Origin of the sequence: Streptomyces tibetensis (genome assembly GCF_007655005.1) — a bacterium.
Classification (GTDB): Bacteria; Actinomycetota; Actinomycetes; order Streptomycetales; family Streptomycetaceae; genus Streptomyces; species Streptomyces tibetensis.
The window spans coordinates 88,792-102,616 of record NZ_SZVW01000007.1 but is presented as its reverse complement, the minus strand read 5'-3'; the positions used below and the strand labels follow the sequence as shown (position 1 = coordinate 102,616).

General features: G+C 70.2%; 7 protein-coding genes and 2 pseudogenes. 5 read left to right on the top strand and 4 right to left on the bottom strand.

Annotation, left to right across the window (positions count from 1 at the left end; translation table 11 throughout):
* Nucleotides 1–99 precede the first annotated feature (99 nt).
* On the bottom strand, nucleotides 100–936 hold the full coding sequence (locus tag FDO69_RS13850; protein WP_104780103.1) for an NAD(P)H-binding protein: 837 nt from the start codon (nucleotides 934–936) through the stop codon (nucleotides 100–102).
* 82 nt (nucleotides 937–1,018) lie between these two features.
* Between FDO69_RS13850 and FDO69_RS13845 the strand changes: the two genes are divergently transcribed.
* The gene (locus FDO69_RS13845; protein WP_104780102.1) at nucleotides 1,019–2,047 is read left to right on the top strand and encodes an AraC family transcriptional regulator; all 1,029 of its coding nucleotides are present in this window, start codon (nucleotides 1,019–1,021) and stop codon (nucleotides 2,045–2,047) included.
* A 542-nt stretch (nucleotides 2,048–2,589) separates the two neighbouring features.
* A pseudogene (locus FDO69_RS41930) lies at nucleotides 2,590–2,834 on the top strand (SAM-dependent methyltransferase); the annotation flags it as partial.
* A 543-nt stretch (nucleotides 2,835–3,377) separates the two neighbouring features.
* On the opposite strand, the gene FDO69_RS41155 reads toward FDO69_RS41930, so the two are convergent.
* From FDO69_RS41155 to FDO69_RS13825, 3 genes and pseudogenes are all read right to left on the bottom strand, one after another.
* Nucleotides 3,378–3,515: a hypothetical protein gene (locus FDO69_RS41155; protein ID WP_159030611.1), complete on the bottom strand. Its 138-nt coding sequence runs from the start codon at nucleotides 3,513–3,515 to the stop codon at nucleotides 3,378–3,380.
* Nucleotides 3,516–3,634: 119 nt separating this feature from the next.
* Nucleotides 3,635–6,064 (bottom strand): SpoIIE family protein phosphatase, encoded by a 2,430-nt coding sequence (locus tag FDO69_RS13830; protein WP_104780101.1) that lies wholly within the window; start codon nucleotides 6,062–6,064, stop codon nucleotides 3,635–3,637.
* Between the two features lie 152 nt (nucleotides 6,065–6,216).
* Nucleotides 6,217–6,504: pseudogene (locus tag FDO69_RS13825) on the bottom strand (tyrosine-type recombinase/integrase); the annotation flags it as partial.
* 785 nt (nucleotides 6,505–7,289) lie between these two features.
* On the opposite strand from FDO69_RS13825, the gene FDO69_RS13820 reads away from it, so the two are divergent.
* The 3 genes from FDO69_RS13820 (at nucleotide 7,290) to FDO69_RS13810 (ending at nucleotide 13,679) form a co-directional block, all read left to right on the top strand.
* Nucleotides 7,290–9,305 carry a glycosyl hydrolase gene (locus FDO69_RS13820; protein ID WP_104780100.1) on the top strand — a complete coding sequence of 672 codons (2,016 nt, stop codon included), beginning with the start codon at nucleotides 7,290–7,292 and terminating at the stop codon, nucleotides 9,303–9,305.
* A 560-nt stretch (nucleotides 9,306–9,865) separates the two neighbouring features.
* Nucleotides 9,866–10,699, top strand: a complete 834-nt coding sequence (locus FDO69_RS13815; protein ID WP_104780099.1) for a PIG-L family deacetylase — start codon at nucleotides 9,866–9,868, stop codon at nucleotides 10,697–10,699.
* Between the two features lie 424 nt (nucleotides 10,700–11,123).
* The gene (locus FDO69_RS13810; RefSeq protein WP_104780098.1) at nucleotides 11,124–13,679 is read left to right on the top strand and encodes a glycoside hydrolase family 32 protein; all 2,556 of its coding nucleotides are present in this window, start codon (nucleotides 11,124–11,126) and stop codon (nucleotides 13,677–13,679) included.
* The last annotated feature ends 146 nt before the right edge of the window (nucleotides 13,680–13,825 follow it).

Sequence of the window (13,825 nt, the reverse complement as noted above, 5' to 3'; positions counted from 1 at the left end):
CGGACCGGATGCGCGGCGGCAACCGTTGGGAGACCACCCCGGCGCGCAACACCCCCACCGCCGGAGTCCGGCGCAGCCGCTGGACGGCCGCCCGAGAGGTCATGGCCGCCAGGCTCCCGCTGCCGCGGCCCGCACCACGTAGTCCTCGAAGTTTCGGGGCGCTCGCCCCAACACGGTGGCGATACCGTCCGTCGTTTCGGCAATCACCCCGCGCTCCATCAACACGAACATCTCGGCGACGTGGTGCGCGTCGTCCTCGCCCCACCCCTCCGCGACCAGCGCCGCGGTGTACTCGGCGGGGGAAAGCCGCTTGTAGGTCATGGGCAGTCCGGACGCCCGGGAGATCAGCTCGACGGCCTCCTCGAAGGTCAGCGCGCGCGGCCCGGTCAGCTCGTAGATCCGCCCGGCGTGCCGGCCGGGCTCGGCCAGCACCGCGGCCGCGGCGTCGGCGACGTCCTCCAGGTCGATGAACGGCTCGGGGACAGCACCGGCCGGGAGCGCCAGTTCGCCGGCGACCAGCGGGGCGTGGAAGAGGTCCTCGTCGAAGTTCTGGTTGAAGTTCGACGGCCGCAGGACGGTCCACTCCAGTGCCGAGCCGCGCACGGCGTCTTCGGCCGAGCGCATGTCCAGGCCGAACGTGGAGTCGCCCCAGGCGTCGGCGCCGTGCCCGGAGAGCAGGACAAGGTGCTGCACGCCGGCGGCCTCGGCCCGCGCCACGAACTCGTGTACCGGTCCGGGCACGGGCGGGGGTACCACGTAGGCGGAGGTGGTGCCCTGCAGGGCCGAATCCCAGCCGTCGGGGTCGGACCAGTCGAAGCGGGTCCGGCTGGATCGGGAGGCGGCGCGCACCTGCGTGCCGCGCAGCCGCAACCGGGCGGCGACCCGTCGGCCGGTCTTGCCGGTGGCGCCGAGGACGAGGGTGGTGTCGTTGCTCATGGCAGCGATTCAACGGCGTCTGCTCGGACGAATACATAGATGAAAAGCCGGATCGCATGTGTGATCGTCTAACCTCGGTGGGGTGGACGCGTTCGGTGACCTCTTCCGCGGGATGCGGGCCCAGGGCTCGTTGTTCGGCAACTCGATCCTGTCCCCGCCCTGGGCGTTGCACTTCGTGGACGGCGCGCCGCTGACGTTGTGCACCGTCCTCGGCGGGGCGGGCTGGATCGTGCCGGAGCACCGCCCGCCCGAACAGCTCCGCGCCGGCGAGACGGTCATCGTGCGGGGCCCCGCACCGTTCACCTTCGTCGACGAGGTCGGCACCCGGGCCGAACCGATCGCGTGCGGCGAGCACTGCGCGACGCCCGAGCAAGGCGGGACCCGGCACCGGCTCGGCTGGAACGACTGCGACGGCGACGCCGGCGACGGCGCGACGACGCTGATCGTCGGCGCCTACCCGGTACGCGGCGAGATCAGCCGCAGGCTGCTGGACGGGCTGCCCGTCGTGCTGCACGTCGTATCCGGCGGCGGGACCGACGCCGTACTCGACCACCTCGCCGCCGAGGTCGCCACCGACACCCCGGGCCAGCAGGTGGTCCTCGACCGGCTGCTGGACTGGATGCTGGTGTGCGCGCTGCGCGAGTACTTCGACCGGCCCGGCGGCGAGCCGCCCGCCTGGTACGCCGCCCAGCGGGACCCGGTGGTCGGCGACGCGCTGCGCCTGCTGCACGCCGAACCAGCGGCCCCGTGGACGGTGTCCTCGCTGGCCGACCGGACCGGAGTGTCACGTTCCACGTTGGCGAAGCGGTTCGCCGACCTGGTCGGCGAACCGCCGCTGACCTACCTCACCCGCTGGCGCATGACGCTCGCGGCGGACCTGCTGGCCGAACGTGAGGCGGCGACCGTCGCGGAGATCGGCCGCACCGTGGGCTACTCCGACGCGTTCGCGTTCAGCGCAGCGTTCAAACGGATCCGAGGCGTCAGCCCGAGCCGGTTCCGGCGCACCGGTACGGTCGTTCCCGAGCGGCCGACCGTCCCGCCCCTGCGGCCTCAGGGCACCGAACTGCCCGTCGTCCCCGCTCCTCCTCCCGGCGTTCGTGTGCGGTCCTGATGCCAGGACCGTAGACCTGGTATCAGGAACTCCACGGAACCGGGATCAGTTCAGGGCCGCCGCCGATGGGCGGCGGGAAGCCGTAGCCCGAGCATCTGACACAGCGGCTTGCGGGGCTTTGGCGGGCTGTCGCGGGAGCCGCCATGGGGATGACACCGCCCGCACCACTGCCCGCAGTGACCGGCCCGCCGTGATCCGGCCGGTCGGCACGGTACTGGCCGAGCAGAACGACGAATGGATCGAGGCCCGCAGCTACTGATACGTGGCTGCTCAGCCGAGTTGGCACCACTCGCCAACTCGGCTGCTTCATGTGCCACACCCCAAGGTCCAATCGGCTCAGGCACTGCGCGCCTCGGCCGGGCGGGCTGCCGCCGGTGGAGCATCGGTGGGGCGGCGATCTCGGTTAGGGCCGCCCGACACCGCCCCACCGCGTGAAGAGGTCCGCCCATGAGACCGTTCGACGATCCGCTGTTCCGGTTCCTCGCCGACCGGGCGCTGGAAGTCATCAAGGACGACACCCTCGGCGTCACGCCGAGCGCGACGTGACCGGCGCTCCGCGCGGGGACGCGCCGGGCCGGGACGCGCCGGGCGGCGGCCGCTACGGCGAGGCCGTATTCCGTCCGGAACAGGCAGACGAGGGCGAGCGCATCGACTTCGGCGCCCTCGCCTACGACAACATCACCATGGCGCGGCTGCGGGCACTCGGGGTCGGCCCGGGGTGGCGCTGTTCGACGTGGGTGCCGGCACGGGCACGGTCTCCCGCCGGCTGCTGGACGATGCCGCCTTGGAGGACTCGGGCGCGCTGCAAAAGACCGCGGTCGCGCGGGCACGCGGTACGAGCCGGGCAGCGGCCTCGGCGATGGCGAGGTCCGCCTCGGGGAGCAGGCTCGTGTATGTGTCGGCCGTGATGGTGATCGAGGAGTGGCCGAGCATCTCCTGGATGTCCTTCCGGTCGGCCCCGGCCCGCGTGGGCGAGGGTCGCCGCGCCGTGGCGGAGGTCGTGGAGCCGGACCGGCGGGAGGCCGGCCTCCTCGTACAGCTCGACGAACCGCCGGGTCACGTTGGCGGGGTGGGGCAACTCGCCGTTCTCCTTGGTGAAGACGCGTCCGGTCTCCGCCCAGGCGTTCCCTCATTCTTCGCGGTCCTTGTCCTGCTGGGCGCGGTGCCGCTTGAGTGCTGGACCGTGTCGGAGTCGAGCGCGACGGTGCGTGCGCCGGCGTCGGTCTTGGGGTCGTCCTCGTACACCTCCCAACCGTCGACCACGAGTTGCTTGGCGACGGTGATGAGCCCGGCGTCCGAGTGGGTATGCGTCCACTTCTGGCCGCATGCCTCACCGCGTCGCAGCCCGCGAAAGGCGGTCAGGTGGAAGAGCGCGTAGGGGGATCTGGGCGAGGTCCTCGAACGCCTTGCGGCGGGCTGCGTTGCCCTCGGCGATCTCGACGTCGGCCTCGGCGATGGCCTCGAACATCTTTGACAGGTGGGTGACCCGGAGGCGATCGAGCCGTAGGTGCCCGATCCGCGGTTGCGAGGCAGGGCGACCTTGTCCTGCCCCACGCTCCCCGTCGGCTGTCGCACTCGCCGGGACGGTCAACCCGGCAGAGGTTGCTCGGCCCAGATCGTCTTGCCGGCGGAGGTCTGGCGGCTGCCCCAGCGCTCGGCGACCTGGGCGACGAGCAGTAGTCCGCGTCCGCCCTCGTCGAACATGCGGGCTCGCCGCAGGTGCGGGGCGGTGCTGCTGCCGTCAGAGACCTCGCAGATGAGTGCCTCGGCTGCGATGAGCCGCAGCTCGATGGGGGCGCCGCCGTAGCGGATGGCGTTGGTGACCAGCTCGCTCACGATCAGCTCGGTGGAGAACTCGAGCTCGGCCAGGCCCCAGGCGGCCAGCTGTTCGCTCGCCATCCGGCGGGCCCCGGCGACGGCCGCGGGATCCACGGGCAGCTGCCAGGTGCGCACCTGGTCCGCGCCGAGACCGGTGGTGTGGGCCAGAAGCAGGACGATGTCGTCGGCAGGCGAGTTGGACCGCACCTTGCGCAGTACTTCGTCGCAGGCTTCCTCCAGGTCGGCGACCGGGCGGCGAAGCGCTTCGGTCAGCAGCTCCAGTCCGATGTCGATATCGCGACCGGGGGCTTCGATCAGGCCGTCGGTGTAGAGGGCGAGCAGGCTGCCCTCGCCCACTTCGATCCGCGCGGACTCGAAGGGCAGACCGCCCAGGCCGAGCGGTGGCCCGGCGGGCAGGTCCAGGACTTGTGCGGTCCCGTCGGAGGTCACCAGGACGGGAGGCGGGTGCCCGGCCCGTGCCAGGTCGCACAGGCCGGCGACCGGGTCGTAGACGGCGTAGATACAGGTGGCCCCGACCTCTCCCGAAGCCCCCTCCGCCTGCCGTCGCGCATCCGGGCCTTCCTCCCGGTCCAGGCGGATGACCAGGTCGTCCAGCCGGGTGAGCAGTTCATCGGGGGTGAAGTCCGCGTCGGCGAGAGTCCGTACCGCTGTGCGCAGGCGGCCCATCGTGGCCGAGGCGTGCACGCCGTGTCCCACGACGTCGCCCACCACCAGCGCGACCCGTCCCCCGGACAGTGCGATGACATCGAACCAGTCTCCGCCGATCCCGTCCGCCGAGCCGGCGGGGAAGTAGCGGTAGGCGAGGTCCACCGCCGCCAGCTCCGGCAGCCGTTCGGGCAGCAGCTTGCGCTGGAGGGTGAGTGCGGTCCGACGCTCGCGGGTGTAGCGGCGGGCGTTGTCGATACTCACCGCAGCCCTGGCGGCGATCTCCTCAGCGAGCAGCAGGTCTTCCTCGCTGAAGGCTTCCACCGTCCGGTGCCGTAGGAAGGAGACCAGGCCCAGGGTCACCCCGCGGGCACGCAGCGGCACCATCATCACCGCGTGGATCATGGCCCGGCCCAGGGCCCCGGGCCGGGCCGGGGAGACCGCCCCCCACTCCCGCAGCAAGGGGTCACCCGCCTGGTGCCGGCTGCCTCGACCGGTGACCAGGGCCCGGACCGGGGGCGAGTCCTGGGGAAAGACGTCCGCCTCCCCCGGCGTGAGCACGGACTCCGGGCAGTCCGGGAGCACCGACCGCTGCGCGGTGCGGCGGATGACGACCGGCCCGGTGGGCGGTACCGGTTCCGGCTCGTCGCCCCGGAGGACGGACTCCAGCAGGTCGACGGCGGCGAAGTCGGCGAACCCGTCCACCGTCACCTCAGTCAGTTCCTCGACTGTCCGGGTCACGTTCAGGCTGCTGCCGATGCGCAGGCTGGCGTCGTTGAGCACCGCCAGGCGACGCCGGGCCCAGTACTGCTCGGTGGTGTCGATCACCAAGGCCGACATGCCCTGCACCACACCGCTCCCATCCCTCAACGGGAAGAGGAACATCGACCTGGCGCGTGCGCGGGTCTCACCGGGGGCCTGCGCGGCGTACTCGCGGAAAAGCATCTCCCCAGTACGTAGGACCTGGCGCTGGAGACGGTCGATTTCGTCGAAGGGCGGGTGGGGCTCGATCTCCCACAGGGTGAGCCCTCTCATCTCCTCCTGGGTCCTGCCCAACATCTGGATCATCAACTGGTTGGCCGCCACGAACCGCGCTTCGCGGTCGTAGATCGCCACGGGCTGCGGGAGCTGCGCGAGCGTCCAGCCCCACAGCTCCGCCGCTCCCGGGACGGCCAGCGCGGAAAGGAGCGTCACCGTCCTGTCGGTGACGAGCCAGAGGGTCCTGCCATCCGCGTTCACCAGCGGCATTCCCTGAAGCTGCGCAACGACCCGACTTCCGCCCCGGTGCCGTAGCGCCACCTCACTCCCCCACGGCTTTCCGGCGGCCACACAGCGCTGCACGGAGACAGCCGGCTCCGCGGCGAGGAGGTCGGAGGCCGGCCGACCCACCACTTCCTCCGGCTCGTACCCGAGCAGTCGCCCGGCCCCGGCGCTCCACACCATGACGGCACCGCGGGCGTCGATGACGACCGCGAAGTCGCCGGGTGCTACTGCGCCCTCTGCTCCTGTGGTCGTGTCGGGCTCGTTGTCCATGGATGTATCCCGACCTCGTAGCTGCCGCGCCCGGCACAGCGCTGTGCCGGCCATCACGGGCACTTCCTCCAGCATCCCGCCTCGGCGCACGCAACTCAACCGGTCGCACCGCGCACGCGGGCGGCAGTCCCGGCGGTCAGCGGACATGTGCTTCAGAGCAGTCGGTCCATGTGGCTGATGGCCCGCTCTGGGTGTCATGCACGACGTGCGTGTACACGTCCACAGTGATGCTGATTCTGCTGTGTCCGAAGATCTCCATGGTGACCCTCGGCGCGACGTCGGCAGCCGTTGGCAGCGTGGCGCAGCCGTGCCGTGCGTCGTGCAGCCGGACCACCCGCAGCCCGGCACCGGCCGCGACCCGGAATGAACGACCCGCAGTCCTTCGGCAGCTCCACCGGGCGGCCGTTCCTCGTGGCGAGGACATGGCCGCTCTCGGACCAGGACGAAGAGGTACCGGGTCGGAGATGTCTTCACCTGCGTCCTCAAGGCAGCGGCCCCTTCGCGGTGAAGATCGACCTCAGCCGGATCTGGACCCACGCGCCCCCAGCAGCCGACAGCGCGTGAGCGATGCGTGAGCGGGGTGCGCCTGGGTCTCGCGAGCCGCTCAGCCTTTCTTTTTTCCTCAACCTCTAGTCGAATAGCGCCACTTGAAGCACACGTGTGTCGTGCGTTGCGGATGCCCCAGACCAGGACCCCACCTGCCCGCAGCCGACCGCGTAACGGGAAGGACCCCCACAGGTGACCTACGGACCCTGGATGCTCAGGGCAGCGGCGACCAGTGTCGTCCTTGCAGCGGTGGCAGTCACGTTCTCGGCCTTCGCGGTGGCGCAGGCCACGAGGGTGCACCGACGGCGGTCGCGGACCGGCACGATCCGATGGACCACGCCGAGGCACGACCACGACGTGGCGCCAGCATCAAGATCGAGATCGTCGAGGAGTCCCGGGACGGCTCCACGATCTTGCTCAAGGTCGGCCCCGCGGTGAAGTACGCACTCCGACCGGAGAAGTCACGACCGGCCGCAACCTCGGACAAAGGCCCTGGCCGGCCCCCGCGGCAACCCGATCACCGGGGCCCTGGCATACGACTACGGCGACCAGCCGCCGTGCCCGACGACGCCTGGAGCCGCCGACAGGAACAGGCCACGACACCCCTCGGAGCGGGGCACCGGGCCCCCGGGGGGCACCTTCCCTTGGCGAGAGACCGCCACGTCAAACGGAGACACACATGCCCAGCTCTCCCCTGAACCGTCGCACGTTCATCCTCCTCGGTGCCACGGTCGCCGCGGCAGCCGGCGCCCGAACATCGGTGGCCGCCGCGGCGACCTCCCGCACGGCGCTCGTCGGCCTGCCGACGCCGGTCCGGATCGTCGACGACAAGGCGACCCCCGCCACCCGCGCGCTGTTCGCGTACCTGAAGCGGCAGCAGGGCAAAGGCATCCTGTTCGGTCACCAGCACGACCTCACCTACGGCTTCACCTTCACCACCCCCGACGGCAAGGCGTCCGACACCAGGGCGGCGGTGGGCGACTACCCCGCAGTCTTCGGCTGGGACACCCTGATCCTCGACGGCGACGAACGCCCCGGCGTCGAGGGCGGGACCGAAGCCGAGAACATCGCCGCGCTCAGCCGGTGCATCCGGCAGGGGGACGCACGCGGCGGGATCAACACCCTCAGCGCTCACATGCCGAACTTCGTCACCGGCGAGAACTTCTACGACACAACGGGCCGAGTGGTCAGTCAGATCCTTCCCGGAGGCGCGAAACACGCGGCCTTCAACGCCTTCCTCGACCGCATCGCGAAGGCGGTCAGGGGCGCACGACGGCCGGACGGCACCGCGATCCCGGTCGTCTTCCGCCCCTTCCACGAGAACAACGGAGCCTGGTTCTGGTGGGGCGCCGGCCACGCCACCTCGGCCGAGTTCATCGAGCTGTTCCGCTACACCGTCGAGTACCTGCGCGACACCATGGGCGTCCACAACCTGCTCTACGCCTACTCGCCCAACTCAAGTTTCGGAGGCGACCCGACCGGCTACCTGAAGACCTACCCTGGCGACCGTTTCGTCGACATCCTCGGCTACGACTCCTACGACGAAAACGCCGGACCGACCCCGTGGCTGGACGGTGTGGTGAAGGATCTGGCCATGGTGGTCCGGCTGGCGAACGAGCGAGGCAAGGCACCAGCCTTCACCGAGTTCGGGGAGGGCGGCACCGAGGTCCGCAACCCGCAGTGGTTCACCCAGCTGTCGCAGGCCATCCAGGCGGACCCGCTGGCCCGTCAGATGACGTACATGCTCACCTGGGCCAACTTCGGAGGCACCAAGCGTGCTTATGTCCCGCACCCGGGCCACGTCCTGCTGCCGGACTTCGTCGCCTACCACCAGGACCCCTACACCCTGTTCGCCGCCGATCTCCGGGGGGTGTACTCCGCTCGCACCACCGCTGTCAGGAACGCCCCGTTCATGCACCTCGTGACCCCTACGGACCGGCAGCGCGTAGCGGCCTCCAAGACCACCGTCCGGGTGCGTGTCACACCTGCGAGGGCGAGCCGGGTCACCTACTCCGTGAACGGCGGACGCGCCAGACGGCTGCGCCTCGACGCCGACGGCTTCTACTCGGGCGACTGGTCGATCGACCCGGCCACGCGGAACAACCGCTCGGTGACCCTCACCGTGAGCGCGCGGGCGGACGGCAAGACGCTCACCGACTCGGCCGTGATCCTCCTCGGCGAGGTCGCACCCCTGCCTGCCGGCTGGGTCGACGACTTCGAGGGATACGCCGGAGACGACACCGCCCTGAGCCAGGCATACACCCATGTCAACTCCCCCACCCTCACCCTGTCCGCCGACCACAAGTCCTCGGGCTCCTACGGGCTGGCCTACGCGTACGACTTCACCGGCGCCGAGTACACCGGCACGGGCAAGCCGGTCGACGCGGACTGGTCCGCCTTCACGTCCCTTGCGTTGTGGCTGCAGGGCGACGGTTCCGCAAACGGCGGGGCGCTCCAGATCGTCGCCGGCGGAGTCGATTTCTGGTACCAGGTTCCGCTGTCCGACACGAGCGGGCAGGAGGTCAGGGCACCCTTCAGCGAGTTCACGCCCGCTCCCTGGGACACCGCACACGCCGGAGCCGTGCTCGACGCGGCTCACCTCGCCAAGGTGACGGCGTTCAATCTGTACCTCGTCCATGGGAGCGGCGCGGCGACCAAGGGCATCGTGTACGTGGACAGCATCAGGGCCGAATGACACACCGGCACGCGGTAACCCCCTGCCGAATGACACACCCGGCGCGGGGCCCGCCGCCCGAGTCCCCTTGCGCCGAGATCACGCTCCCGTGTGGGGACCGCGCCGGACGTGCAACGTACCCGCGGACTCCGCGGTATCTACGGTTCCCCGCGTGCAGGCCGTGCTCCAGCGCGAGGGTGTGGCGATCGTCGTGAACGGGTCGAGCGGGCTGATGCGCGAAGCCGGCCTCGCCGGCATCAGCCCGCGCCGCGCCAGCAAGCGCTTCACCCGCCGCGCCTCGGACGTCGGATGCCGGCAGTCAGGAAGGGGCGTTTGCGAGCACAAGGTGGCGCCGAGGACCACCAGCGGCCCATGTGCCGTCCGCGATGCACGACCCACATGTCCGGCGGCCGTAGCCGGGCGGGAAACCGCGCAGGGAGCTCAGGCGGCCCTCTTCACCGGCGCACAGAAACGCGCGCCGGGAACAGCCGGCCCGGCCGGCACGGTTACATCGATCGCGGGACACCCGTAGGCCCGCCACGCACTCGGACCAAGACGTATCTCTGCAGGAGGACTGCTGCATGACTGACCGGCCCTTGACGCTCATGGCAGTACACGCCCACCCCGACGACGAGGCCACCGGAACCGGAGGGGTCCTGGCGCGGTACGCGGCGGAGGGCATCCGCACGGTTCTCGTGACGTGTACCGACGGCCGTTGCGGTGATGGACCGGGGGGCGTCAAACCGGGCGATCCCGGGCACGATCCGGCGGCGGTCGCCCTGATGCGCCGTCGGGAACTCGAGGCGAGCTGTGACGTCCTGGGGATCAGCGATCTGGAGACGCTGAATTACGCCGACTCGGGAATGATGGGCTGGCCGGGCAACGACGCCCCCGGATCCTTCTGGCAGACCCCCGTGCAGGAAGGCGCCGCTCGACTCGCGGAACTCATGCGGCACTACCGACCCGATGTGGTCGTCACCTACGACGAGAACGGCTTCTACGGCCACCCCGACCACATCCAGGCCCACCGCATCACGATGGCGGCGGTGGAGATGACCGCGCTGGCACCGAAGGTGTACTGGACCACGATGCCCCGCTCGATGATGCAGCGGTTCGGCGAGATCATGCGCGAGTTCCATGAGGACATGCCGGAGCCGGATCCTGCCGAGGCCGCCGCGTTGGCCGAGATCGGCCTCCCCGACGACGAGATCACCACGTGGGTGGACACCACCGAGTTCAGTGGCCAGAAGTTCGACTCATTGGCCGCGCACGCCAGTCAGGGCGAGAACATCTTCTTCCTCAAGATGGGCAAGGAGAGGTTCGGCGAGCTGATGGGCATGGAGACCTACGTTCGGGTCCAGGACACCACCGGCGCGGCCGTACCCGAGAACGATCTCTTCGCCGGACTGCGTTGATACGCCCCTTCCGGCCGGCCGGGACAGCACACCGGCGACCGGCTGACTGACAGCCTGGCTGCGCCCGCCGGTGAGCCCGGTGGCGGACGGGACCGCGCGGCGGACGCGGGCCAGGGGTCGGGCCTGTGCTGATGAACGCGCTGCGTGACTCATGGCCTCGCGCCGGCTCCCCCTCGCCCGGTCGGCGGCCGGCGTGGACACCCGAAGGACCGGACGCCACGAAGCAATTCGCACCCGAACCGTTGACGCGGCCACCCGGCTGCGTCTCATAATCGGGCAGCCAATGTCATCGATGACACCTGTCAACGATGACACCCTCGGTCGATGACAGGTGAGCCCCCATCGGCCCGGGGTGCACTTCTCGGTCCGTCGCGCAGGGGGCTCGGTCGCCGCTGCGCGGACGGCCGCGGGACAAGGAGACACGATGAGCCGTGTACGCGTATCCCGGCATGCCCGCATACGGATGGCGACGGTGGTGACCGTCTGCGCCCTGTCGGCAGCCCCGCTCGCCCCCCGGGCCGTCGCAGCCGACGCCCCGGCGTACACCGAGACATACAGACCCCAGTTCCACTTCACCACGCAGAAGAACTGGATGAACGACCCCAACGGCCTCGTGTACTACCAGGGCGAATACCACCTCTTCTACCAGTACAACCCGAACGGCAACTCCTGGGGCGACATGTCCTGGGGGCACGCGGTGAGCAAGGACCTGGTGCACTGGGAGGAGTTGCCGCTCGCCCTCGCGCACGACGACGAGGAGATGGTCTTCTCCGGCAGCGCGGTCGTCGACTGGGACAACACCACCGGGTTCGGTACGAAGAAGAACCCGCCCATGGTGGCGATCTACACCAGCGCCTACAAGAACGGCGGCAAGCAGGCGCAGTCGCTGGCCTACAGCACCGACCGGGGCCGCACCTGGACCAAGTACCAGGGCAATCCCGTGATCGACATCGGCTCCGACAACTTCCGCGACCCCAAGGTGCAGTGGTACGCGCCGACCAAGAGCTGGCTGATGACGGTGTCGGTGTCCGTCGAGCACAAGGTGCGGTTCTACTCGTCGAAGAACCTCAAGGACTGGGAGTTGCAGAGCGAGTTCGGGCCGGCCGGCGCGACCGGTGGCGTGTGGGAGTGCCCGGACCTCTTCCCGCTCGCGGTCGACGGGGACAAGAAGAGAATCAAGTGGGTTCTGGTGGTCAACATCAACCCCGGTGGCATCGCGGGCGGTTCGGCCGCCCAGTACTTCGTCGGGGACTTCGACGGCAAGACGTTCACCCCCGAGGACAAGGGCACCTACACACCGCCCACCGGCGACGTCGTGCAGGACTTCGAAGGCGCCGGCTTCGGTGACTGGACGACGACCGGGACCGCGTTCGGCCAGGGGCCGGCGGCTGGTGCGGTGGACGGCCAGGGAAGCGTGTCGGGCTTCGACGGCAAGGGTCTCGCCAACAGTTTCCACGGCGGTGACGGCGCGACCGGCGTCCTCACCTCTCCCCCCTTCACCGTGAACAGCCCCTACCTGAACTTCAAGATCGGTGGCGGGCGGCATCCGCACGAGGCCGGCACCGTCCTGGACAGCACTCCGCCCGAGGGCACGGTCCTCGCCGACTTCGAGGGCGGAACGTACGGCGGCTGGACGGCGACCGGGGACGCCTTCGGCACCGCACCGGCCACCGGCACCCTCCCCGGCCAGCAACAGGTCAGCGGTTACCTGGGCGGCGGCCTGGTCAACACCTTCCGCAACGGCGACTCCACCACCGGCACCCTCACCTCGCCCGAATTCACCGTCGACAAGAAGTACATCGACTTCCTCGTCGGCGGCGGCAACCACCCGGCCGGCGCCGACCGTCCCACCGCGATCGAGCTCCTCGTGGACGGCCAGGTCGTCCGCAGCGCCACCGGGAAGGACGCCGAAGCGCTCAACTGGGCCTCGTGGGACGTCGGCGACCTCGCCGGCAAGAAGGCGCGGATCAGGATCGTCGACGACAACACCGGTGGCTGGGGCCACCTCAACGTCGACCACGTCGTCATGTCCGACAGCCCGGCCCCGCGCGCCTCCCTGGAGACGTCGGTCAACCTGGTCGTCGACGGCAAGGTCGTCCGCAGCGCGACCGGCACCGACAACGAGACCCTGGACTGGGCGTCCTTCGACATGCGCCCGTTCGCCGGCCAGAAGGCGCAGATCCAGATCCGCGACATGAACACCGGCGGCTGGGGCCACGTCCTGGCCGACCGGTTCACCGCCGCCGGCAAGCCCGCCGAGTCCGTGGTGCAGCGCGCCGACTGGGCCGACTACGGCAAGGACTACTACGCGGCCGTGTCCTGGGAGAACGCGCCGGGCGGCAAGCGCTACATGATCGGCTGGATGAACAACTGGGACTACGGCCAGTCCGTCCCGACCTCACCGTGGCGCGGCGCGCAGAGCGTTCCGAGGGAGATGGCCCTGCGGACCGTCGACGGCCGGGTCCGGCTGACCAGCAAGCCGGTGGGCAGCCTGGAGTCCCTCCGCCTGACGGACCCGGCGACGGCGTCCGGCGTCACGGTGAAGAGCACCTCGAAGCGCCTGACCGGCTTCGGGGCCGAGGACAACGCGCTCGACATCGAGGCGACCTTCTCCCTCGAGGACGCGGACCGCTTCGGCCTGAAGGTGCGCACCGGAGCGGGCGGCGAGGAGACCGTCATCGGCTACGACACCGCTGCCCAGGAGCTGTACGTCGACCGCAGCCGATCCGGCGCCGGGGACTTCAACAGCACCTTCCCCGGCGTGCAGACCGCTCCGCTGAAGGCCGAGAAGGGCAAGGTCAAGCTGCGGATCCTCGTCGACTGGTCGTCCGTGGAGGTCTTCGGCGGCAGTGGCGAGGCCGTGATCACCGACCAGATCTTCCCCGACCCCTCCAGCACCGGCGTCGAGGTCTTCGCCGAAGGCGGCACCGCCACCCTCGACGGCCTCCGCGCGTGGCGTCTGAAGTCCATCTGGCGGTGATGAGCCGTTCGTGCACGAAAACCGGGAGGCGCCGCGTGGGCGCCTCCCGGTCGAAGCAGAGGGCGAGGAGAGCGAAGGAACTCGGGTCATTTGGAGTGAATGAGAAGGAAGCCCCCTCATGGCCTCGCCGTCGGCAACGCTAGCAC